The 23,224-nt window shown below is 72.7% G+C and carries 19 protein-coding genes and 1 other RNA gene; 15 read left to right on the forward strand and 5 right to left on the reverse strand.

Going from position 1 to position 23,224, the window contains the following annotated elements; translation table 11 throughout:
• Positions 1-54 precede the first annotated feature (54 nt).
• A complete protein-coding gene (locus DEJ08_RS08480; protein ID WP_111054604.1) occupies positions 55-1,434 on the forward strand; it encodes an alpha/beta fold hydrolase in 1,380 nt (459 codons plus the stop codon).
• Positions 1,431-2,981 carry a GMC family oxidoreductase gene (locus DEJ08_RS08485; RefSeq protein WP_111054603.1) on the forward strand — a complete coding sequence of 517 codons (1,551 nt, stop codon included), beginning with the start codon at positions 1,431-1,433 and terminating at the stop codon, positions 2,979-2,981. The genes DEJ08_RS08480 and DEJ08_RS08485 overlap by 4 nt, the downstream gene beginning before the upstream one ends.
• 28 nt (positions 2,982-3,009) lie before the next feature.
• Here DEJ08_RS08485 and DEJ08_RS08490 read toward each other — a convergent pair whose 3' ends face one another.
• Positions 3,010-3,576 (reverse strand): GIY-YIG nuclease family protein, encoded by a 567-nt coding sequence (locus DEJ08_RS08490; RefSeq protein WP_111054602.1) that lies wholly within the window; start codon positions 3,574-3,576, stop codon positions 3,010-3,012.
• Between the two features lie 548 nt (positions 3,577-4,124).
• Complete coding sequence (locus DEJ08_RS08495) at positions 4,125-4,970, reverse strand: siderophore-interacting protein (protein WP_111030172.1); 846 nt, start codon at positions 4,968-4,970, stop codon at positions 4,125-4,127.
• An 84-nt stretch (positions 4,971-5,054) separates the two neighbouring features.
• Between DEJ08_RS08495 and DEJ08_RS08500 the strand changes: the two genes are divergently transcribed.
• From DEJ08_RS08500 to DEJ08_RS08545, 10 genes are all read left to right on the forward strand, one after another.
• Positions 5,055-5,747 carry a biliverdin-producing heme oxygenase gene (locus tag DEJ08_RS08500; protein ID WP_071406136.1) on the forward strand — a complete coding sequence of 231 codons (693 nt, stop codon included), beginning with the start codon at positions 5,055-5,057 and terminating at the stop codon, positions 5,745-5,747.
• A 161-nt stretch (positions 5,748-5,908) separates the two neighbouring features.
• Positions 5,909-8,566 carry a phosphoenolpyruvate carboxylase gene (locus DEJ08_RS08505; RefSeq protein ID WP_111054601.1) on the forward strand — a complete coding sequence of 886 codons (2,658 nt, stop codon included), beginning with the start codon at positions 5,909-5,911 and terminating at the stop codon, positions 8,564-8,566.
• 346 nt (positions 8,567-8,912) lie between these two features.
• Positions 8,913-10,121 carry a multidrug effflux MFS transporter gene (locus tag DEJ08_RS08510; protein ID WP_258367079.1) on the forward strand — a complete coding sequence of 403 codons (1,209 nt, stop codon included), beginning with the start codon at positions 8,913-8,915 and terminating at the stop codon, positions 10,119-10,121.
• A gap of 59 nt (positions 10,122-10,180) precedes the next feature.
• Positions 10,181-10,516 carry an STAS domain-containing protein gene (locus DEJ08_RS08515; protein WP_017886068.1) on the forward strand — a complete coding sequence of 112 codons (336 nt, stop codon included), beginning with the start codon at positions 10,181-10,183 and terminating at the stop codon, positions 10,514-10,516.
• Complete coding sequence (locus DEJ08_RS08520) at positions 10,516-10,929, forward strand: ATP-binding protein (RefSeq protein WP_035808261.1); 414 nt, start codon at positions 10,516-10,518, stop codon at positions 10,927-10,929. Before DEJ08_RS08515 ends, DEJ08_RS08520 begins: the two co-directional genes overlap by 1 nt.
• A gap of 130 nt (positions 10,930-11,059) precedes the next feature.
• Positions 11,060-12,043, forward strand: coding sequence for a helix-turn-helix transcriptional regulator (locus tag DEJ08_RS08525; protein WP_111054599.1), 984 nt, complete (start codon positions 11,060-11,062; stop codon positions 12,041-12,043).
• Positions 12,044-12,107: 64 nt separating this feature from the next.
• The gene (locus tag DEJ08_RS08530) at positions 12,108-12,734 is read left to right on the forward strand and encodes an RBBP9/YdeN family alpha/beta hydrolase (protein ID WP_111054598.1); all 627 of its coding nucleotides are present in this window, start codon (positions 12,108-12,110) and stop codon (positions 12,732-12,734) included.
• A 107-nt stretch (positions 12,735-12,841) separates the two neighbouring features.
• Entirely contained in the window at positions 12,842-13,927 is a 1,086-nt protein-coding gene (locus tag DEJ08_RS08535) for a hypothetical protein (RefSeq protein WP_111054597.1), read from the forward strand.
• 134 nt (positions 13,928-14,061) lie between these two features.
• Positions 14,062-14,907: a Nif3-like dinuclear metal center hexameric protein gene (locus DEJ08_RS08540; RefSeq protein WP_111054596.1), complete on the forward strand. Its 846-nt coding sequence runs from the start codon at positions 14,062-14,064 to the stop codon at positions 14,905-14,907.
• Between the two features lie 2 nt (positions 14,908-14,909).
• Positions 14,910-15,644: a zinc ribbon domain-containing protein gene (locus DEJ08_RS08545; RefSeq protein WP_027465445.1), complete on the forward strand. Its 735-nt coding sequence runs from the start codon at positions 14,910-14,912 to the stop codon at positions 15,642-15,644.
• Between the two features lie 403 nt (positions 15,645-16,047).
• On the opposite strand, the gene rnpB is transcribed toward DEJ08_RS08545, so the two are convergent.
• The 3 genes from rnpB to map all read right to left on the reverse strand — a co-directional run bounded on the left by rnpB (position 16,048) and on the right by map (position 18,235).
• Positions 16,048-16,408: RNase P RNA component class A (gene rnpB / locus DEJ08_RS08550), an RNA gene on the reverse strand.
• Between the two features lie 172 nt (positions 16,409-16,580).
• A complete protein-coding gene (ppgK, locus tag DEJ08_RS08555; RefSeq protein WP_027465446.1) occupies positions 16,581-17,330 on the reverse strand; it encodes a polyphosphate--glucose phosphotransferase in 750 nt (249 codons plus the stop codon).
• Positions 17,331-17,371: 41 nt separating this feature from the next.
• The gene (gene map, locus DEJ08_RS08560) at positions 17,372-18,235 is read right to left on the reverse strand and encodes a type I methionyl aminopeptidase (protein WP_071403965.1); all 864 of its coding nucleotides are present in this window, start codon (positions 18,233-18,235) and stop codon (positions 17,372-17,374) included.
• A gap of 148 nt (positions 18,236-18,383) precedes the next feature.
• Between map and DEJ08_RS08565 the strand changes: the two genes are divergently transcribed.
• The 3 genes from DEJ08_RS08565 (at position 18,384) to DEJ08_RS08575 (ending at position 23,014) form a co-directional block, all read left to right on the forward strand.
• Positions 18,384-18,563 carry an SPOR domain-containing protein gene (locus tag DEJ08_RS08565; RefSeq protein ID WP_111023013.1) on the forward strand — a complete coding sequence of 60 codons (180 nt, stop codon included), beginning with the start codon at positions 18,384-18,386 and terminating at the stop codon, positions 18,561-18,563.
• Positions 18,564-18,688: 125 nt separating this feature from the next.
• Positions 18,689-20,026 carry a type I glutamate--ammonia ligase gene (glnA, locus tag DEJ08_RS08570; protein WP_027465449.1) on the forward strand — a complete coding sequence of 446 codons (1,338 nt, stop codon included), beginning with the start codon at positions 18,689-18,691 and terminating at the stop codon, positions 20,024-20,026.
• 36 nt (positions 20,027-20,062) lie between these two features.
• Complete coding sequence (locus tag DEJ08_RS08575; RefSeq protein ID WP_111054595.1) at positions 20,063-23,014, forward strand: bifunctional [glutamine synthetase] adenylyltransferase/[glutamine synthetase]-adenylyl-L-tyrosine phosphorylase; 2,952 nt, start codon at positions 20,063-20,065, stop codon at positions 23,012-23,014.
• The last annotated feature ends 210 nt before the right edge of the window (positions 23,015-23,224 follow it).

Below are 23,224 nucleotides of genomic sequence, written 5' to 3' on the forward strand. Positions count from 1 at the left end.
CGGCGGGGTACGGCCCGGCTGGGAGCGGTCGCGAGCGACGGGTAGGTATACAGGGTGACCACCGTCTTCTGTCTCCACGCCCTCGGCGCGAGTTCCGAGGAGTTCGCGCTGCTGCGCGCCGAGCTCCTCGGTGACCTCGACCTGATCGGCATCGACCTGCCCGGCTTCGGCCGCAGCCCGGCGTCGTCCGGCACCACCGTCGAGGAGATGGCCGTCCTGGTCGAGCGCGCGATCGGGGCGAGCGGCTCGACGGAGTGGATGCTCCTCGGACACTCGATGGGCGGCAAGGTCGCCACGGTGGTGGCCGACCGCACGATCTCCGGCGCGAACGGCCTGTTCGGGCTGCGGGCCGTGGTGCTCCTCGCCGCGTCCCCGCTCGCTCCGGAGCCGATGGACGACGACCGCCGCTGGACGATGCTCTCGTGGGCTGCCGGTGGCCCGATCGTCACCGATGACGCCGCGGAGTTCGTCGCCGCCAACACCGCGTCGCCCCTGGCGCCCGCGCGGCACATCGCGGCGGTGCAGGACGTCGAGCGGACCGACCCCGCCGCCTGGACGGACTGGCTGTCCCGCGGCAGCCGCGAGGACTGGTCGGACGCCGCACCGAACCCGGTGCCCGCCCTGGTGCTCGCCGGCGCCGAGGACGGCGACCTCGATGCCGACGCCCAGCGCCGCCTGACCCTGCCGCACTGGCCGAACAGCGAGCTCCACGTCGTCGACGGCGCCGCACACCTGCTGCCCTGGGAACAGCCCGAGGCCGTGGCCGAGCGCATCCGCGACTTCTGGCAGCGCCGGGTCGCGGGGTCGCCGGTCGTCCCCGTGGAGCACGCCCGCGTGATCGCCTCGCCGCGGGTCAGCGCCCGGACCCGCGGCCTGCTCGCCGAGCGCGCGCTGCCCGACGACCCGTCGGCCGCACCCCACGCGCTGACGCCGACGCAGTTGGACACCCTGCGCGCCGTCGCACGGATCGTCGTCCCGCAGCCCGGCACCGACCAGGTCGACCTGGCGCTGCGGGTCGACGCGCAGCTGGCCGCGGGGCTCGGCGACGGCTGGCGGCCGGACGGCCTGCCGGTGGACGCCGAGGCCTACCGTGCCGCGCTCGACGTGCTCGCTGCACCCGCCCGCGACGGCGTGCTCGACCAGGCCCTCGAGTCCGTGGCTGTCGGGCGGTACCGCGCCGACGGCGACCTCGACGCCGAGCAGCTGCGCGCGTGGTTCGAGGACGCCAGCGTCGACCTCGTGAAGCACTGGCTCGCACACCCCGCCACCATGGCCGCCATCGACTTCGACGGCTACGCGAACGGCGGCGACGGCGTCCGCAAGCAGGGCTTCCAGCTGCTCGCGGCGGGCGAGCGCGAGGCCTGGGAACCCGAGGCCCCCGCCGGCACCGCCACCACGATGGACACCGCACCGACGACCGGAGCTGCACGATGAGACTCGACGGACAACGCACGTACGGCACGGACGACGTCGTCGACGTGGTGGTGGTCGGCACCGGGGCCGGGGGAGCACCGCTCCTCGCATCGCTGGCCCGCCGAGGCCTGACGGTCGTCGCGCTCGAGGCCGGCCGCAACACCGAGCCGGGCGACCACGTCCCGGACGAGGTCGCCGCCCCCGGTGACATCAACTGGATGGACGAGCGGCTGAGCGGCGGCGGAGCCCCCACGGCCTTCGGCCCCAACAACAGCGGCACGGGCGTCGGTGGCTCGACGCTGCACTGGGGCGCGTTCACCCCGCGGCCGAGCGAGCACGACCTGCGGCTGCGGACCGAGAGCGGCGCGGGGCAGGACTGGCCGATCAGCCACGCCGAGCTCACCGGCTGGATCGAGCAGGTCGAGCACGACGTCGGCGTCGCCGGCCCCGAGCACTACCCGTGGGACCCCTCCCGCCGGTACCGGATGCGCCCACCGGCCCGGAACGCCTCGTCGGACATGATGATGCGCGGCACCGCGGCCGCCGGGATCACCGCGACCGACGCCCCGGTCGGCCTGACGACCGAGGACCGGCACCAGGAGCACCACGGGCTGCGCCAGGCCTGCGTGTCCTGCGGCTCCTGCCACCAGGGCTGCCGCAACGGCTCGAAGGTGTCGATGGACACGACGTACCTGCCCGCCGCCGTGGCGTTCGGTGCCGAGATCCGTCCGGAGTCCTTCGTGCACGGCATCGAGCTCGACGCGGCGGGACGGGTCGAGGCGGTCCTGTACACCGCCGACGGGCGCGAGCACCGCCAGCGCTGCCGGACCCTCGTCCTCGCCGCGGGCGGTGTCGAGACGCCGCGACTGCTGCTGCACACCGGTGTCGCGAACGGCAGCGGGCAGGTCGGCCGGAACTTCACGGCGCACGGAGCCACCCAGGTGTGGGCGCGGTTCGACGAGTCGATGCGCTCGTACCGTGGGTACCCGTCGTCGATCATCACCGAGGACTTCGTCCGACCGGCGGACGCCGACTTCGCGGGCGGCTACCTCATCCAGAGCCTGGGCGTGCAGCCGCAGACCTTCGCGACCTCGCTTGTGCGGGGTGGCGGACTCCGCGGTGCTGAGCTCGTCCGGGCGTTGCAGGACTACCCGTTCTCGGCCGGCGTCGGCATCAACGCCGAGTGCCTGCCGTACGACGACAACCGCCTCGAGCTGACCGACGAACTCGACCAGCACGGTGTGCCGCGTGCCCGGGTCTCGTTCACCCCGGGCTCCAACGAGGAGGCGATCCGCCGCCACGCGGTCCGCACGATGACGACCATCGTCGAGGCCGCTGGCGGTCAGGACGTCCGGGTGCTCGAACGCACGGCGCACACCATCGGCACCGCGCGGATGGGCACGGACCGCGAGACCTCCGTCGTCGACCAGGACGGCCGCTCGTGGGACGTCCCGAACCTGTGGATCGCCGACAACTCGGTGTTCCCGAGCGCGGTCATCGCGAACCCGGCGCTGACGATCATGGCGCTCTCGCTCCGCACCGCCGACCGCATGCTGCAGGCCGCCTGAGCAGGAGCCCCGACCGCCCGGTCGGGGCTCAGCCTCGGAGCGCGAGCGCCTCGCTCGTCCACCGGGCGTGCAGGTCCCACGGGTCGTCGACCCCGGCAGCGACGGTGTCCACGTGGGCCAGGAGCTCCGGCGTCACCCGGAACCACTCGGTACCCGGGTACCGGCTGGCGGCGAAGGAGGCGTGCCGTCGGCGTTCGAGGGTCCGGTCACCGCGCTCGAACGCCAGCAGGTCCTGGTGCGGGATCGCCGCGAGCCGCTGCCGGGGGTTCATCGTCGTGCCGATCTTGATGCGGTCGCCGAAGTCGTCGCGCATCCGCAGGTAGTAGACGACGTCGACCCGTGGGAGAGCGAGGTCGCCGTCCGGCACGTCACCCCACCGCCACTCGCACCGGGCGCACACCATCCCCGAGGGGTAGCGCACCCCGATCCGTGACCCGCACGCCGGGCACGCCCCGGGAAGGGCGTCCTCGATGCCGGGGTGTTCGGCCGCGAGGTCGGTGACGAACGCGACGTGCGCGCCGCACAGTGGGACGTCCGCGAGCCCGTCCGCGAGCACGCCTGCGCAACCCGGCACGCAGCACGACGAGGTGACCATGCGCCGAACGCTAGCCCGACCCACCGACGTGCCCCGGGCCTCCCGGCCGCTGCGCGCGCTGGGCCCACCGGGCGTCCCGGGCGTCCCTGGTCGAATCGGGCGTCCTTGGTCGAACCGGGCGTACCTGGTCCGATCTTCCGACCAGGTATGCCCGTTCCCACCAGCCATCGCGCCCGTTCTGGGAAAGAACGGGCGTTCCTGCGGGAAACGGGCGCCCCGCACGTCCGCCGAACCGGGCGTACCAACCGAGATCGGGCGTGCCGGGCGTACCTGGTCGAATCGGGCGTGCCTGGTCCGTTCTTCCGACCAGGTATGCCCGTTCCCACCAGCCATCGCGCCCGTTCTGGGAAGGAACGGGCGTACCTGCGGGAAACGGGCGCCACGCACGTCCGCCGATCCGGGCGTACCGCTCGAGAACGGGCGTACCGACCGAGAACGGGCGTACCGACCGAGAACGGGCGTACCTGGTCCGTTCTTCCGACCAGCTACGCCCGTTTCCACCAGCCATCCCGCCCGTCATGGGAAGGAACAGACACGCAGGCCCGCCGTTAGTCGGTGAAGATCACCCCGACGGGCTCGCGCTTCTCCTCCTGGAACTCGTCCTCGCCACGACCGAGCGCCCAGTACGCCGACAGCGACATCTCGCGCTTCTCCAGCCCCCAGTCGTCCTGCAGCAGCCGACGGATCGCCTTCATCGCGGTCCGCTCGCCGTGCGCGAAGACCTGGACCGGCCGGGAGGCACGCGGCAGCCCGCGGGCCGTCTCCAGCAGGAGCGTGCCCGGCTGGGCGCCGGTGGCGTCCCGGTGCAGCCACCGCAGGTCGACCCCGGCCGGGTGCCGGATGTCCTGCTCGTCCGCGGGCCCGGCCACCTCGACCAGGGCGACCCCGGTGGCGGAGTCGGGCATGGACTCGAGTGCCGCGCCGATCGCGGGCAGGGCGCTGTCGTCACCGAGCAGCACGTGCGTGACCGCCGGGTCGGTGGTCGGCGCGTAGCCACCACCGGGCCCGGACAGGGCGAGTCGATCGCCCGGCTGCGCGGACGCTGCCCAGGGACCGGCGAGGCCCTCGTCGCCGTGGACGACGAAGTCGATCGCGATGGTCCGCGTGGTGTGGTCGACCGCGCGCACCGTGTAGGTGCGGCGGGCCGGGCGGTCGTGCTTTGGGAGGGTCTCGCGCAAGGCCTCGAGGTCGTACGGCGGCACGAGTCCGAGCGACGGCTTCGCGAGCAGGAGCTTGACGTACTTGTCGGTCGCACCGAGCCGGTCGGGGTCGGCCTGGGCGACGAAGTCCTCGAAGGCCGAGCCACCCAGGTGCACGCGCACCATGTGGGGCGAGAGCCGTTCGGTGCGGTCGACGACGAAGACGTGCTGGGGGCGTTTGGGTTTCGAGCTCATCGTGGGGGAGCTTCCTCTCGCGGGTTCGGCGCCACCTGGGTGATCCCTGCTTGACGCGCGCATCACTAAGGTTAGCCTTACCTCATGGACTCGACCGTCATCCCGTTCTCCGAGCTGCTGCGGCGTCGCACGCGGCGCTCGCACGGTGCCTCGGCCACGAGCGGCTTCATGCAGGACCTGCTCGGCGGCGACTGCGACGTCGCCGACTACGCGGACCTGCTCGGACAGTACGCCTTCGTGTACGACGCGCTCGAGCGGGCGGCGGAACGCATGGCCGACCACCCCGTCGCGGCGCCGTTCGTCACCGCGCAGCTCACCCGGATGCCGGCGATCCGTGCCGACCTCGAGTACCTGATCGGCCCGGACTGGTCCGAGCTGGTGTGCCCGCTGCCCGCGACGACCGCGTACGTGCGACGCCTCAACGAGGTCGCGGCGGAGTGGCCCGGCGGCTTCGTGGCGCACCACTACACGCGGTACCTCGGCGACGTGTCCGGCGGGCACGTGATCGGGCAGGTGCTGGCCGAGCGGTTCGGGTTCGACACGAACGGTGTCCTCTTCTACATCTTCGACCAGGTCGCCGACCCGAGCGACTTCGAGCACACCTACCGGGCCCAGCTCGACGCCGCGCCCTGGACGGCCGACGAGCAGGAGCGGGTGATCGCCGAGGTCGAGCTCGCCTACGACCTGAACCGGGGGTTGCTCGCCGGCCTCGATGCCCGCCGTGCTCCGTTCCGTCAGGAGCCGGGGGACACGACGGTCGCCGCCGTCACGGCCTGACCGCACAGCGGCGGTCGCCGCGCAGGCCAGCTCGGACCCTGCCCCGCGTCCGTCCGGACCCCGCTCCGCGTCCGTCCGGACGGTCGACGTCATGCGCCCCCGGGTGCCGATACGCTGCTGGGACCCGGGACCAGCCTCCCGGACGACCCGGAAAGGACTCCATGACGGCGATCGACGGATCTGCACGCCACGAGCGCGCGCGGGACGACGTCAGCGGTGCGGTCGACAGTGACCTGCGCGCCGACGTCCGGTACCTCGGCAACCTCCTCGGCCGGGTGCTGCGGGAGAACGGGGGCGACGAACTGCTCCACGACGTGGAGTCGTTGCGCGCCGCCGTGATCGACGCCTACGAGGGCGACCACGCCGAGGGCGCAGCGCGTGCCCAGGCGATCGTCTCCGGCATGTCGGCCGAACGCGCCGAGGCTGTGGCACAGGCGTTCACCACCTACTTCCACCTGACGAACCTGGCCGAGGAGCACCACCGCGTGCGGGTCCTCCGGCAGCGCGGTGACGACGGCGGCGTGGCCGGCGACTCGTTCCCCGCCACCTACGCCGAGCTCGTCGCCGAGGTCGGCGAGGCCGAGGCCGCTGAGCGCCTCCGCACCCTGCGGTTCCACCCGGTGCTGACGGCCCACCCGACAGAGGCCCGCCGCCGCGCGGTCACCACGGGTGTCCGCCGCATCACGGACCTCATCGACGAGCGCGACCGTGCCCGGAACGCGACGGCCCGCGCCGAGAACGAGCGCCGCCTGCTCGAGGAGATCACGACCCTCCTGCGCACCTCGCCGCTCCGCACCACCCGGCCGACCCCGCTCGACGAGGTCCGCACCGCGATGAGCGTGTTCGACCAGACCCTGTTCGAGATCGTCCCGCAGGTCTACCGCCTGCTCGACGACCGGCTGCAGGGCGACGACGCCGGCCGCGCATCCGTGATCGCCCCCGCGTTCGTGCGGTTCGGCACCTGGATCGGCGGCGACCGCGACGGCAACCCGCACGTGACGGCCGACGTCACCCGCCAGGCCGCCGAGATCGCGGCGGAGCACATCCTGCTCGGCCTCGCCCGCGCGACCACGCGCATCGGCAGCGCCCTGACGCTCGACGCGAGCGACACCCCCGCCGACGCCGGGCTCACCGCCCTCGTCGCCGCGCAGGAGTCCCTCGACCCGGGCATCGCCGAGCGCATCGGCGTCCGCGCACCGAACGAAACGCACCGCCGCGCGCTCCTGTTCGTCGCCGCGCGCATCGACGCCACCCGGACCGGCACCACGCCACTGGCCTACGACGGCCCCGAGGCGCTGCTGGCCGACCTCCGCACGATCCAGGCGTCGCTCGTCGCCGCCGGCGCGATCCGCCCGGCCAACGGCGAGCTGCAGAACCTGATCTGGCAGGTCGAGACCTTCGGGTTCCACCTGGCCGAGCTCGAGGTCCGCCAGCACTCGCAAGTGCACCGCACGGCCCTGGCCGAGATCCGCGCCGGTGGCGAACTGAGCGAGACCACCGAAGAGGTCCTCGCCGTCTTCCGCACGATCGCCGGGCTGCAGTCCCGCTACGGCGTCCGCGCGGCGAACCGGTACATCGTCTCCTTCACGCAGTCCCCGGCGGACCTGGCGAACGTGCACGAGCTCGCGGTCGCCGCGCTCGGGTCCGCCGAGGCTGCGCCGGTGCTCGACGTCATCCCGCTGTTCGAGACCTTCGCCGACCTGCACGCCAGCGTCGACATCCTCGACGAGGCCGTCCGGACCGAGGCGTTCCAGCGACGCCTCGCCGCGACCGGCCGTCGACTCGAGGTCATGCTCGGCTACTCGGACTCGTCGAAGGACGTCGGCCCGGTGTCCGCGAACCTGGCGCTGTACGACGCCCAGGCCCGCATCGCCGACTGGGCCCGCGACAACGACATCGAGCTGACCCTGTTCCACGGCCGCGGCGGTTCGCTCGGCCGCGGTGGCGGTCCCGCCAACGAGGCCGTCCTCGCGCAGCCGCCGGGATCGATCGACGGCCGGCTCAAGCTCACCGAGCAGGGCGAGGTCATCTTCGCCCAGTACGGCGACCAGGACATCGCCGCCCGCCACCTCGAGCAGATGGCCTCGGCGACGCTCTTCGCGTCGACGCCGTCGAACGAGGCGCGCACCGCCGCCGCGGCCGCCCGGTTCGCCGACCTCGCCCAGCAGCTCGACGACGTCTCGCGCGTCGCCTTCTACGACCTGGTCAAGGCCGACGGCTTCGCGCCCTGGTTCGCCCGGGTCACCCCGATGGAGGAGATCGGCCTGCTGCCCCTCGGCTCCCGCCCGGCCCGTCGTGGCCTGTCGGTGGAGTCGCTGGAGGACCTCCGCGCCATCCCGTGGGTGTTCTCGTGGACGCAGGCGCGCATCAACCTCGCCGGCTGGTACGGGCTCGGCTCCGCGCTCGAGGCCGTCGGCGACGTCGAGGTCCTCCGCGCCGCCTACGCCGAGTGGCCGCTCTTCGCCGCGATGATCAAGAACGTCGAGATGTCGCTCGCGAAGACCGACGAGCACATCGCCCGCCGGTACCTCGAGCTCGCCGACCGCGACGACCTCGCCGCGAAGGTGCTCGACGAGATGGTCCGCACCCGCGACTGGGTGCTCCGTGTCTCCGGCGGCAGCGACGTGCTCGAGGACCGACCCGTCCTCGCCCGCGCCGTGCGCCTCCGCAGCCCGTACGTCGACGCACTGTCGCACCTGCAGCTCCGTGCGCTGCGCGCCATCCGCACGTCCGGCAGCACGGACCCGACGGACGCTGACCACCGGCTCCTGCTGCTCACCGTCAACGGGATCGCGGCCGGCCTGCAGAACACGGGCTGACGCCCCCACCCGACGGACAGGAGGCCCGGTGCCAGCTGGCACCGGGCCTCCTGTGCGTCCGCGCGCACGTCCCGGGCCGCACCGCCGAGTGGTCACGAAGCGTCGGCTGCGCCGTCGCCGGGCGACGGAACGCGACCACTCGGCGGACGTGAGCGGGGTGTCGTGACCGCGCGCGTCCCCGGACGGGAGGCCCGTGGCGGGCCCGCACCGGGCCTCCCGTCCGTCCCCGCGCAGGTCCAGGGCCGCACTTCGTGAGCAGGAACGGTCGCCTCCGGCACCGCGAACCGACCATTGCTGCTCACGAAGTGCCCGTCGAATCGATTCGGGGACGCGTAGCGTGTCCGAGGTGACGACGGAGCGCAGCCCGGGACCGACGACGACCGTGCTGCCCCCGATCGTGCCGCTGGCGCTCATCGTCGGGGTCTCGCCGTTCGCGACGGACATGTACATCCCCGCACTCCCGGCCATCGCGCGCGACCTCGACACGACGCCCGGCGCCGTGCAGCTGTCGCTCACGGCGTTCCTCGTGGCCTTCGCGGTCGGCCAGCTGCTCGTCGGACCGGTGAGCGACGGGATCGGTCGTCGGCCGATGCTCGTCGCCGGGACCGCCCTGTTCGCCCTCGCGTCGGTCGGCTGCGCGCTCGCGCCCGACGTCGTGACGCTGGTGGTGGCCCGCGTCGCCCAGGGACTCGCCGGAGCCGCGGGTGCCGTGGCCGGTCGGGCGATGGTGTCCGACGTGACGAGCGGCACCCGGATGGCGAAGGTGTTCGGCACGCTCGCGGCCATCAACGCGATCGGACCCGTGGTGGCCCCGCTGGCCGGGGGAGCTGTGCTGACGGTCGGGACGTGGCGGCTCATGTTCGTCGTGCTGGCCGTGCTCGGCGCCGTGTTCTTCGTGGCCGTGGTCCTGCGGTTCCGCGAGACCCTGCCGCCGGAGCGGCGTGGCGGGGTCGGGTTCGCGGCCAACGGGCAGCGGATCCGCGAGCTCCTGGCGATCCCGCGGTTCCGGGCCTACGTGCTGAGCGGGGTGCTGTCGACGGTGGGGTTCTTCGCGTACATCGCGACGAGCTCGTTCGTGTTCCAGTCGGAGTTCGGGTTCTCCGAGGGGCTGTACACGCTCGTCTTCGCCACGAACGCGTCGATGATGATCGTCACGACGCTGCTGTTCGGTCGGCTCGTCGGGCGGTTCAGCGAGGACGCCCTGCTGACCCTGGGCCTGGTCGTCGGGACGGTCGGGGCCACGGCCGTGCTGGTGTCGGCGCTCCTCGGGCTCGGGCCGGTGCCGGTGTGGTGCGCCCTCGCGGTCGTGACGGCCGCGTGGGGCTTCGTCCTGCCGGCGGCGATGACCCGCACGCAGCACGTCGGTGCGGCACACCCGGGCACGGCGGCTGCCCTGCAGGGCGGCCTGACCTTCGGCATCGGCGGTCTCGGCACCCCGCTCGCCGGCGCCCTCGGCGGCACCGCACTGGCGATGGGCGGGGTGATGGCAGCGCTGATGGCCGCGGCTGTCGTGGTCCAGGTGACGGCGACGCGGCGAAACCGGTCCCACAACTGAGGGGCTGAGCCGGTAGGTTGCTGGTTGCAAGGCGCACCGATCTGAGGAGACCCACCGAGATGGACATCGTCGTACACGAGGCGGAGACCGACACCGCCGTCCTGGAGTGCAGCGGCCGGCTCAACATGGTCTCCGCGCCCACCTTCCGCGAGACCGTCGCCCAGATCGTCGGCAACGGGCGTTCGCGGCTCGTGGTCGAGCTCTCCGGGGTCGAGTTCATGGACTCCTCCGGCCTCGGCGCCCTGGTCGGCAGCTTGAAGACCGCACGCCAGGCCGGCGGCGACCTCCGCATCGCGGCGCCGTCGGAACAGGTCCAGATGGTGCTCAAGCTCTCCAACATCGACAAGATCCTGCGGACGTACCCCGACGGGGACGCCGCGGTGACCGACTGGTGATGACCGCCCCCGTCGCCGAGCACATGCTCGCACTGGCGTGCCCCCCGGACGACGTGTCCGCCGTGCACGACTTCCTCGCAGGCGTCTGGCAGCACGAGCCGTCCGTCGCCGCCGAGGACCGGATGGCCCTCGAGCTCGCCCTGGTCGAACTCACCTCGAACGTCATCGAGCACGGCGCCCGCCCGGACGGTGTCTCGTGCGAGCTCCGGCTCGAGATCGGCGACGAGCGCTTCCAGGCGCTGCTGTCCGACGACGGGGTCGCGGCGACGGTCGATCCCGACGCCGCCGTGCTGCCCGACGACTTCGCCGAGGGCGGTCGCGGGCTCGCGCTCGTCCGCATGGTCGTCGACGACCTGCGGTACGAACGCGTGGCCGACCGGAACCGCTGGACGGTGCTGCGCTCCCGGCACTGAGCGGGAGCACGGCCGTCATCGATCGGCCGAGTCGCAGCGGTCGTCCGCCCAGCGCACTCCGTGGGCCGTAAACCGCAATGACGGGTCGGCGATTGTCGCGTTTCCCGGATACCGTGTCACGATTCGCGCGATGACTGTCGAGCCCGATCCCCGGATCCGGTTCGAGACGTCCGGCGCCGGACTCGACGCGGCCGTGCAACTGTACGAAGAGGCCTACGAGAGCACGGGGTTCTCGGCGTCCCGGACCGATCGTCCGTTCGCGTACCGATTCCAGGTCGTGGGCGACGGATCGATGACCTTCCGCTCCACCCGGTTCGACGGGCGGATGCAGGGCGAGGTCGAGGTCCCCGACGAGTACGTCGTGATGTGGACGTCGGACGGCGGTGGCCGCGTCGACGTCGGTCGCCAGGAGGTCGACTTCGCACCGGGGGCCCCGCGGGTGTTCCCGACGCGGCGTCCCTTCGTGTTCGACCTGCAGGACGTCCGCCAGAGCCTCGTGCAGTTCGACCGCACATACCTGGAGGGCGTCGCCGCCGAGGTGCACGGCACCCGGCCCGGCCCCCTCGTGTTCGACCACACCGCAGCGCCCCGGCCCGAGGACCTCCGCGCCTGGAACGCCCGGGTGCAGCGCGCCGCGTCGATCGTGCTCGGCCCGGCACCGCTCACCGCACTGGCCCTCGCCGAGACCGTGCGGGAGACCGCGTTGGCGTTCCTCGACACGTTCCCGCACGAGACCATCGCCCCCGACGTCGCGCTGCCGCAGGGGGCCACTGGTCGTGTCCGCGAGGCCGTGGAGTTCATGCACGCCTTCGCCCACACGCCCGTGACCACGACCGACGTCGCCGAGCACGTCGGCCTGAGCGTCCGGGGGCTGCAGCAGGCGTTCCAGCGGCAGGTCGGAACGGCGCCGAACGCGTTGCTGCGGGGGATCCGGCTGGACCGCGTGCACGAGGAACTCCGCCGCGCGTCGGCGGGCGACCTGACGGTGGCGAGCGTGGCGTTGCGCTGGGGCTTCGCGCACCTCGGCCGGTTCTCGGCGGCGTACGCGTCCCGCTTCGGGCAGTACCCGCGCGACACGCTGCAGCAGCCCCGGGGCGCGGTCCCGCAGCTCTGAACAGGGCAGCGCACCGCGCGTCACACTCCGGAACGGTGCCTCGCCGGTTCGCTACGCTGCCCCGGTGAGCAGAGCGCGACCGTGGGTGATCGTCCCCGGCATCTGGAACTCGGACCCGGACCACTGGCAGTCCGTCTGGGAGCGGGAGCAGCAGGACGAGCGCGACGAGCACGACGAGCACATCCAGCACGACCACCGCCCCCAGCAGCCCGCCGCCGTCCGCATCGCCCCCACCTCGTGGAGCGACCCGGACCCGGACGACTGGCGCGACGCGATCTCGACGGCCGCGGCCTCGTGCCCGGAGCCCCCGGTCCTCATCGCCCACAGCCTCGGGGTCCTGGCCGTCGCCGACTGGCTCGCCACCACGGCGGACGCTCCCGCGCTCGTCGCCGGTGCCTTCCTCGTCGCCCCGCCCGACCCACTCGGCGACACGTTCCCGGACGAGGCCGCGGGCTTCGTGACACCGCGCCCGGTGCCCCCTGCCCAGCAGGTCCCGACACGCCTCGTCGTGAGCGACGACGACCCGTACTGCAGCGCGGACCGGGCGCTCGTGTTCGCCGACGCGATGGGCGCGGACGTCGTCCGAGTCGGCGCCCTCGGGCACGTGAACGTCGCGAGTGGCGTCGGTGCCTGGCCCGCGGGCCGGGAACTGCTGCGGGCGTTCGAGGACGGCCTCCGCCCACCTCGGTGACCACGGGGTGCGACACGCCGCTCAACTCCGCGCCGATATGGCAGGCGGTGCAGCGACACACCGCGGATGTCCCGCGTTTCGGCCCGCGCGATATTTATCCTTCGGACATGGAGACCCAGTCCGGCGCACGCACCCCGCTCGTGGACCCGTTCGGCTGCGAGCTCGAGGAGTGGCTCCGCGACGCACCGGCGACCCGTGCCCCGTACGTGCCGGACCTCGTCGTCCCGCCCGTCACCGGCCCCGTGCAGCGCCCCGGACACGCCGCGAGCAGCACCACCACCGCGGCCGCCGAAGCAACCGCCGACGCGACGACCGCCGACCAGCTGACCATCCCGGCGCACGTCGCCACCCCGGCACCGGCCGACGAGACGACCCGGTCGGCACCCGTCGCCGCCCCCGCGTTCCGCCGCGACCGCGCCCGCCACGCCGCCGTCTGCGCCCCGTCGTTCCCGGAGCCGCCGGAGCGTCTGGCCCTGCGCATCGAGGACCTCGCGGTGGAGGTGTCGTCGTCCACGGGCCGCAGCAGCATCGAGCGCATCGTCCTGCTCGAGGACGAGGTCCGCCGCCGTGACGAGGACCTCGCCCGCCTCGCCGCGTGGGAGGCCACCGTCGCCGGCTCGGAGGACCCCGAGGTGACGGCCGCCCGCGCCTTCGCCCACACCGTCTTCGCCGACCTGCTCACCGACGCCGCCGCCGAGGCGGACCGCCGCGACCGTGCCGCAGCCCGCCGCGCAGCGACCGCGCCGGTGGCGCTCGTCACCCGGCCGGCACCCGTGCCGACCCGCGCAGCACCGAGCGTCCCCGCAGCAGCGCAGGCCGCACCCACCGCGGAAGCCGCGCCGGTGGTGGCACTCGTCACCCCGGAACGCGACGAACCCGTCCGACCGGTGCTGGGCCTCCCGGCCGTGTCCCCGGTGTCCGCGGCCACGCGACCCACCCCGCTCGTCCTGCCCGCCACCGGGCCGACGGTCATCGACCGCGCGGCCTTCGCCGCAGCGCTCACCGCGCACCAGGGCGTCACCGCGAGCACGCCGGTCGTCCTGCCGGACGCCGTCGCCGCACCCGTCGTCCCGGCCCACGTCGTGGACGCGACGGAAGCCGACACCGACTCCGCCACGGCGGCAGCGCCGGCCCCGGCCGGCTGGTGGTCGCGACTCGTCGACCGCCTGCTCGGCCTGCTCGGTCGTCGCTGACGACCCGCGGCCGCGGCGCGGTCGGCTGCACCGCTTCCGGTCACCCCGCTTCCGGCTGCACTGCCTGGAGGCCCGGATCACCCCACACGGACCGGCTGCCCCGTGCGGGGCGGTCGCCTCGGTAGACTGACGGGATGCCGACGCTCCGCGAACTCCAGGCCGTGATCGAGGACCTGTGGCCCGCCGCCGGTGCCGAGTCGTGGGACTCCGTCGGCCTCGTCGCAGGCGACCCGGACGCCACCGTCGAGCACGTGCACCTCGCCGTCGATGCGGTGCCGGCCACCGCCCGTGAAGCCGTCGAACTCGGTGCCGGGCTCCTGCTCACGCACCACCCGTTGCTGCTCCGCGGGGTGACGACGATCGCCGAGTCGACCTACAAGGGCAGCGTCCTCGCGACCCTCGTTCGCGGCGGCAGCGCCCTGCTCGCGGCGCACACCAACGCCGACGTCGTGACGACCGGCACCTCGGCGATCCTCGCCGACCGCCTGGGGCTGACCGCGCAGCGACCGCTCGACGCCGGAACTGACCCCGACACGGGCATCGGTCGCGTCGGCGTGCTGCCCGAGGGGACGACCCTCGGCGCCCTCGCCCGGAAGCTCGTCGACCTGCTGCCGCCCACGGCCACCGGGGTTCGCGTCTCCGGTGACTTCGACCAGTCCGTCCGCACCGTGGCGCTCTGCGCGGGTGCCGGCGACTCGCTGCTCGGCCACCCCGCCGTACTCGACGCCGACGTCTACATCACGAGCGACCTGCGGCACCACCCGGCCTCGGAGTTCCGCGAACAGGCGCTCCTCGGCGGCGGACCGGCGCTCATCGACACCTCGCACTGGGCCACCGAGTGGCTCTGGCTCGACGTTGCCGCAGAGCAGCTGCGCACCCGGGCCGGGGTCCGCGTCACCGTGAGCGACCTCCGCACCGACCCGTGGGACTTCGCCGTCCTGCCGGCCGCCGAACCCACCACCCCCACAGAAGGAGCCTGACCATGAAGGCAGCACCCGAGGACCAGGTCATCCTCCTCGACGTCCAGCGTCTCGACAACGACGTCACCCGCATCGCGCACCGCATCACGTCGTTGCAGAAGGGCGACCAGCTGACCGAGCTGAGCAAGCAGGCCGCGGCGCTCCGGAGCGAACTCGTCGCCGCCACCGGCGAGGTCGAGGACGCCGAGCGCGACCTCGCCCGCCTGGAGTCCGACACCGCGGTCGCGCAGGCCCGTGTCGAACGCGACACCACGATGCTGCAGAACGTCGCGAACGCGAAGGACGCCGCCGGACTGCAGAGCGAGCTCGACTCGCTGCAGCGGCGCATCGGCGGCCTCGAGACCGCCGAGCTCGAGATCATGGAGAACCTCGACGGCCTCCGCGCCCGGGTCGGTGACATCGAGGCCAAGCTCGCCGACGTCGAGGCCGCCCGCGGTGGCCTGGTCGCCGAGCGCGACGCCGAGATCGCCCGGCTCACGGCCGACCGCGAGTCCGCCGAGCAGGCCCGTGCCGACGTCGCCGCCAAGGTGCCGGCCGAGCTGCTCGCCCTGTACGACCGGCAGCGTGCGCGCTACGGCTTCGGCGCCTCGCTGCTGCAGGGTGGCGTGTCGACGGCCTCGGGCGTGGCGCTCAACAACTCCGACCTGCAGACCATCCGCCGGGCTGCGCCTGACGACGTGGTGCTGTGCCCCGACAGCGACGCGATCCTGGTGCGGACGGCCGAGTCCGGGCTGTAGACGCGAGCGACGTCCGTGGCGGAGGCGCGGTGCCAGCTGGCACCGCGCCTCCTGTCCGTTCGTGGGCTGGTCGCAACGCGTCGGGTGCGTGCCGCCGAGCGGTCACGATCTGTCGGCTGGGGTCGTGCCGGCCGACAGTTGGTGACCACTCGGCGAACCTGAGCGGGGAGTCGTGACCGTGCGTGCCGCCTGACGAGAGGCCCGTGGCGGCGACGCACCGCGCCTCCGGTCCGTCGTGGGCTGGTCGCACCGCGTCGCTCGCCGGGCGCCGAAAGGTCACGAACTGTCGGCTGCGGCCCTGCCGGCCGACACTTGGTGACCACTCCGCGAACCTGAGCGGGGCGTCGTGACCGCGCGCGCCGCGCGCGACGTCCGCGTGGACCGACGCGGCACGGAGAAGGGGCGAATGGGCCGGCCGTACGCCGGGTTCTGTCCCGCCGCTTGCACGGCGGTGACGGCCATCTCTCTCGGACCGACGTTGCCGTCGGCCTCCAGCGGTCTACCCGAGGACTCGGCGAGCAGCCTCAACGTCCTCTGTCTGACCTTGCTCCGGGCGAGGTTTACCGAGCGGATCCGGTCACCCGGACCCCTGGTGGTCTCTTACACCACCGTTTCACCCTTACCGACGTTGCCGCCGGCGGTCTGCTTTCTGTGGCACTGTCTCGCGGATTGCTCCGGGTGGGTGTTACCCACCGCCCTGCTCTGTGGAGCCCGGACGTTCCTCGGCGCTCCCGGGGGAGCGACGCGACCGTCTCACCGACCCATTCGCTGGAGCGAGTCTACCCGGCTCCGCGGCGCCCGATGCGAGGGGAGCCCCACGCACACGCGTACCTGATGAGAACGGGCGTACCTGGTCGGAAGTTCCGACCGGGTACGCCCGATTCGACCAGGTACGCGCGCGACCAAGTACCCCCGACCAGGTACGCGCGACCCGGACTAGACGCTGCGCGCCGCCAGGGTCGCGGCACCGATGATGCCGGCGTTGTTGCGGAGCGTCGCGGGGATGATGTCGGCCTGCAGGTCGAGCAGCGGGAGGAACTCCTCGTACTGCTTCGAGACCCCGCCGCCGACGACGAAGAGCTCCGGGGAGAGCAGGGCCTCCAGCGTCGAGTAGTACTTCTGCAGGCGCTTCGCCCAGTGCTTCCACGACAGGTCGTCGCGCTCCTTGGCGGCGAACGAGGCGCGGGACTCGGCGTCGTGCCCCTCGATCTCCAGGTGCCCGAGCTCCGAGTTGACGATGAGCACGCCGTCGTTGATGAGCGCGGTGCCGATGCCGGTGCCGAGCGTCGTCACGATGACCAGGCCGTCCTTGCCCTTGGCCGCACCGAACTGCTGCTCGGCGAACCCGGCGGCGTCGGCGTCGTTGACGAAGTGGATGGAGCGGCCGAGTTCCTTCTCGAACAGCGCCTCGGCCTCGAAGCCGATCCACTTCTTCGACACGTTCGCGGCGGACATCGTCTTGCCGTCCCGCACGATCGCCGGGAAGCAGACCCCGACGGGCACGTCGTCACCGGGGGCGAGCTCACCGATGATCTCCTTGACCACCGCCGTGATGTCCTGGGGCTTCCCGCCCTCGGGCGTGGCCTTCTTGATGCGGTCCGTGGTGAGGGCGCCGGACGCGACGTCGACGATCGCGCCCTTGATGCCCGTACCACCGATGTCGACGCCGACTGCGAGGGAGGTCATGAGGTTGTCGTGCCTTTCGGTTGCCTGCCGGAGGTGTCCGGTCAGGAGACGGTGAGGAGCTCCGCGCCGCGTTCGGTGACGACGAGGGTGTGCTCGAACTGCGCGGTCCACGACTTGTCACGGGTCGAGACCGTCCAGTCGTCGGACCAGATGTCGGCCTCGATGCCGCCGAGCGTGAGCATGGGTTCGATGGTGAACACCATGCCGGGTTCGATCACCGTGTCGTACTGCGGTGCGTCGTAGTGGGGGATGATCAGGCCGGAGTGGAACGCCCGACCGACGCCGTGTCCGGTGTAGTCGCGGACGACGCCGTAGCCGAAGCGCTTCGCGTACGCCTCGATCGCGCGGCCGATCACGTTGACCTGCCGGCCCGGGGCGACGGCCTTGATGCCGCGACGCAGTGCCTCTTCGGTCCGGGTCACCAGGTCCGACACCTCAGGTGCTGCCTGCCCGACGACGAACGTGCGGTTCGTGTCGCCGTGCATGCCGTCCTTGTAGGCGGTGATGTCGATGTTGACGAGGTCGCCCTCCTGCAGGACGGTGTCGTCGGGGATGCCGTGGCAGATGACCTCGTTGAGGCTCGAGCAGAGCGACTTCGGGTAGCCGCGGTAGCCGAGGGTGGAGGGGTAGGCACCGTGCGCGACGACGAACTCGTGCCCGATCCGGTCCAGCTCGTCCGTGGTCACACCGGGGCGGATGGCTTCGCCGACGGCGTCGATGGCCTGCGACGCGATGCGTCCGGCGACCCGGATGCGCTCGACCTCGTCCGGTGTGTAGGTGTCACCGAGACCGTGCTCGTGGGGCTCGACCTTCCCGACGTACTCCGGACGCTCGATGTCCTTCGGGACGGCGCGGTGCGGGGAGATGCGGCCGGCGGTCAGGTGTCCGTGTTCGTCCCGGGGCATGCGGACCACTCTAGCCGCGGCGCGACGCGCCGAGCACAACGCCCCGGGGTGCGGCCCGACGTGGTGGACGTGACTGCCTGGAGGCCCGGTGCCGGTCCGCCGGACCGGCACCGGGCCTCCAGACGGTTGCGTGGGTACGGTGGGCGGCATGAGCGAAGAACGGATCGAGTCCCAGTGGTGGTTCAACGACAAGACCGGCCAGGTCGAGCAGGGCCCGCAGTCCCCGCAGCGCGACCGGATCGGCCCGTTCGCGACGCGCGAGGAGGCGCAGCACGCGCTCGACCGCATCGCCGCGAACAACGAGAAGTGGGACGCCGAGGACCGCTGAGCTCCGCGGCCGGCGCTCCGCCGGCGCCCCGGTGACGGCGCGTCGCACGGCCCCGCGCACACCGCCGGACCACTAGCCTGGGACGAGGCCCGCCAGCGGCCACCCGATACACGGAAAGGTCGTGCATGGACAAGCAGACGGACTTCGTGCTCCGCACCATCGAGGAGCGCGGCATCAAGTTCATCCGACTCTGGTTCACGGACGTCATCGGGACGCTGAAGTCGGTGGCGATCGCCCCGGCCGAGGTCGAGGGCGCGTTCGCCGAGGGCATCGGGTTCGACGGCTCCGCGATCGAGGGCCTCACCCGTTCCTACGAGGCCGACGTCCTGGCACACCCGGACCCCTCGACCTTCCAGATCCTGCCGTGGCGCGGCGAGATCGACCCCACCGCGCGGATGTTCTGCGACATCACGACGCCGGACGGGCAGCCCGCCGTGGCCGACCCCCGCAACGTGCTGAAGCGCACCCTGGCCCGGGCGAGCGACCGAGGGTTCACGTTCTACACGCACCCCGAGATCGAGTTCTACCTGCTGAAGAGCCGCGAGTGGAAGGACGGCGGCCCGCAGCCCGTCGACCAGGCCGGCTACTTCGACAACGTCCCCGGCGGCAGCGCGCACGACTTCCGCCGCCGGTCGGTCCGGATGCTCGAGGACCTCGGCATCTCGGTCGAGTTCTCGCACCACGAGGCCGGCCCCGGGCAGAACGAGATCGACCTCCGCTACGCCGACGCACTGACGATGGCGGACAACATCATGACCTTCCGCACCGTGGTGAAGGAAGTCGCGATCGAGCAGGGCGTCTACGCGACGTTCATGCCGAAGCCGATCTCCGGCCAGCCCGGTTCCGGCATGCACACCCACGTCTCGCTGTTCGAGGGCGACCAGAACGCCTTCTACGAGGCCGGTGGCCAGTACCAGCTGTCGCAGACCGCCAAGCACTTCATCGCCGGGGTGCTCAAGCACGCGCCGGAGATCACCGCGGTGACGAACCAGTTCGTCAACTCGTACAAGCGGCTCTGGGGCGGCGACGAGGCCCCGTCCTTCGTCACCTGGGGCCACAACAACCGCTCGGCCCTGGTGCGCGTGCCGCTCTACAAGCCGAACAAGGGCCAGTCCTCGCGCATCGAGTACCGCGGCATCGACTCGGCGGCGAACCCGTACCTGGCGTACTCGCTGCTGCTCGCCGCCGGCCTCAAGGGCATCGAGGAAGAGTACGAGCTCCCCGCCGAGGCCGAGGACAACGTCTGGAGCCTCAGCGACTCGGAGCGCCGGGCCCTGGGCTACAGCCAGCTGCCCGCGAGCCTCGACCACGCCCTGAGCCTCATGGAGGACTCCGAGCTGGTGGCCGAGACCCTCGGCGAGCAGGTGTTCAACTTCGTGCTGCTCAACAAGCGGCAGGAGTGGAAGCGCTACCGCGACCAGGTCACCCCGTTCGAGCTCGACACCAACCTCGGCGCGCTCTAGAACCGAGCGCCCTGATCCCTCGGGAGCACGTTCCACATGACCGGTCGGACGACGACGTCACGTTCGGAGCTGGCCCGTCTGGGGTTCGCCGAGCTGTCGGAGAGCCTCGAGCGGGCTGCCGACCTGGAGGCCCGGTTCGGCCCCGACGTGCCGCTGCCGGTCGCCGGGTCTGCCGCGCTCTGGGGCGGCACCGCTGATCCGGACGGCGCCCTGCGGATGCTCGAGCGGCTGCTCGAGCGCGCGCCGGACGAGCTCCGCCCCGTCCTGACGGACGACGCCGCGACCGAGCGCCTGATCCGCCTGCTCGGCGCCTCGATCGGTCTCGGGGAGTTCCTGCACCGGCGTCCGGCCGAGCTCGCACTGCTGCTCGAACCGGTCGGCGAACCGTGGTCGCAGGAGCGGTACACGGCGTCGCTGACCGAGGCCGTCGACGGTGCCACGGGTGAGGACGCACGGATGCGCCTGCGGGTGCGCTACCGCCGGCACCTGGCCCAGATCGCCCTGTTCGACGTGCTGCACGCCGTGCCGACCGATGCCTTCCCGGCCGTCGCGGCGGGACTCGCCGACCTGGCGGGCGCCACCCTCGACGCCGCCGTCGACATCGCCCGGCGCGAGGTGCCGTTCCCCGCGGCCGACGTCGCGGCGACCCCGCTCGCGGTGATCGCCATGGGCAAGGCCGGTGCGCGCGAGCTCAACTACGTCAGCGACGTCGACGTCATCTTCGTCACGGAGCCCACCGACGACGTCCCCACCGACCGGGCCGTGCTCGTCTCCACCCGCATCGCGATCGCCGCCATGCACGCGATCACCGACCTCGCCGCCGAGCCCGCCCTGTGGGAGGTCGACGCGAACCTCCGGCCCGAGGGCAAGGACGGTGCACTCGTCCGCACCCTCGACTCGCACGTGGCGTACTACGAGCGCTGGGCGAAGGGGTGGGAGTTCCAGGCGCTGCTCAAGGCCCGTCCGATCGCCGGATCCGCCGACCTGGGCGACCGGTACGCCGAGGCCGTCGCGTCGTTCGTGTGGAACTCCTCCACCCGGCCTGGGTTCGTCGAGTCGGTGCAGCGCATGCGCGAGCGGGTGACCGAGCACATCCCCGACGCCGACGTCGACCGGCAGCTCAAGCTCGGCCCCGGTGGCCTGCGGGACGTCGAGTTCACCGTGCAGCTCCTGCAGCTCGTGCACGGCCGTGACGACCCGTCCGTGCGGGTGCGATCGACGCTCGAGGCGATGGACGCCCTGACCGACGCCGGGTACGTCGGCCGTGCCGAGGCCGCTCGGTTCGGGCCGGACTACGCCCTGCTCCGGGTGCTCGAGCACCGCATCCAGCTCCGGCGCCTGCAGCGGACGCACCTGATGCCCTCCGACGAAGAGGAGCTGCGGGTGCTCGCCCGGTCGAGCGGCGTCGCAGCATCGGCCCCGGCGCTCGAGGCCCGCTGGCGCGCCGTGAAGCTCGAGGTCCGCGGGCTGCACGAGCGCCTGTTCTACCGGCCGCTGCTGTCCGCGGTGGCCTCCACCGAGGACGAGATCGTCCTGACCAACGACCAGGTCGTCGACCGGCTCGCCGGTGTCGGGTTCGTCGACCCCGCCGGAGCCGTCGGCCACATCCGCGCCCTCACGCAGGGCACGAGCCGACGCGCGGCGATCCAGCGGAACCTGCTCCCGGTGCTCCTGCGATGGATGGCCGAGGGGCCGGCGCCGGACCGTGCGCTGCTGGCCTTCCGGCGGTTGAGCGACGGGCTGGGGGAGTCGAGCTGGTTCCTCCGCATGCTGCGCGACTCGTCCGGTGCCGCACACTCGCTCACCACCGTGCTGTCCGAGTCGGCGTTCCTGTCCGGGCTGCTCGAGCGGTTCCCCGAAGCGGTCGCCTGGCTCGACGAACCCGAGGCGCTCCTGCGTCCGCGGCCGATCGACTCCCTGCTCGCCGAGATGACCGCGACCACCGCCCGGCACGGCAACGACGTCGACGGCTCCGCGGCCCTGCTCCGGTCGGCCCGACGTCGGGAGACCCTGCGGCTCGGCATGGCCGCCGTGCTCGGCTCCCTCGACGTCGACGGGCTCGGCCCGGCCCTGAGCGACGTCACCGAGGCCACCCTCGCCGGCGCCCTCGCGCTCGCCCGCCGTGACGCCCCCGAGGGCTTCGAGTTCGGCATCATCGCGATGGGCCGGTACGGCGGGCGGGAGCTCGGCTTCGGGTCGGACGCCGACGTGCTGTACGTGTACCGGGCCCCCGACCTGGCGCCCGAGGTCGCGTCCCGGACCGCCCAGACCATCGTGCGCGAGCTCAACCGCCTGACCGAGGACACGATCCACCCGCTCGACCTCGACATCGACCTGCGCCCCGAGGGCAAGAACGGTCCCGTCGTGCGGACGCTCGAGTCCTACGGCGCCTACTACGCCCGCTGGTCGCTCACGTGGGAGGCGCAGGCGCTCCTCCGCGCCCGCGGGGCCGTCGGCGACGCACAGCTCCTGCGTGACTTCGAGCACCTCGCCGACCGCACCCGGTACCCGGAGCGGATCGACGACCACCAGGTGCGTGAGGTCCGCCGCATCAAGGCCCGCGTCGAGTCGGAGCGGCTGCCCCGCGGCGCGGACCCGGCCCGGCACCTCAAGCTCGGCCGCGGGTCACTCAGCGACGTCGAGTGGTTCGTGCAGCTCCTGCAGCTGCAGCACGCGCTCGAGATCCCGTCGCTCCGCACCACGTCGACGCTCGAGGCGCTCGACGCCGCGGTCGACGCCGGACTGGTCGGCGCCGAGGACGGCGAGCGGCTCGGGGCCGCCTGGCGCTTCGCGTCGCGCACCCGCAGCGCCCTCGTGCTGTGGTCGGGGAAGACCACCGACGTGCTGCCCGTCGACCGCGTCCAGCTCGAGGGTGTCGCACGGCTGATGGAGTACCCGCCGGGCTCCGCGAGCCGCCTCGAGGACGACTACCTCGGCGTCACGCGGCGAGCACGGCAGGTGTTCGAGCGCGAGTTCTACGGCGCCTGACCCGCCCGCGACGCAGCGCCTGACCGGCCGCCGACGCAGCGCCGAGCACCCCGCGACACGCCCGAGCGTCCGCGGACGGACCCGACCTGAGCAGCCATCGAAGGTTAATTCTCCGTGTCGCACGACGTCCCCCGACGGCACCCTCTTCGTACCCCTGTTCGAAACAGAGCTCCGCTCGTTACCGGGCCGTGACCGAACTCCCACCGGACC

Source organism: Curtobacterium sp. MCLR17_054 (assembly GCF_003234335.2).
Classification (GTDB): domain Bacteria; phylum Actinomycetota; class Actinomycetes; order Actinomycetales; family Microbacteriaceae; genus Curtobacterium; species Curtobacterium flaccumfaciens.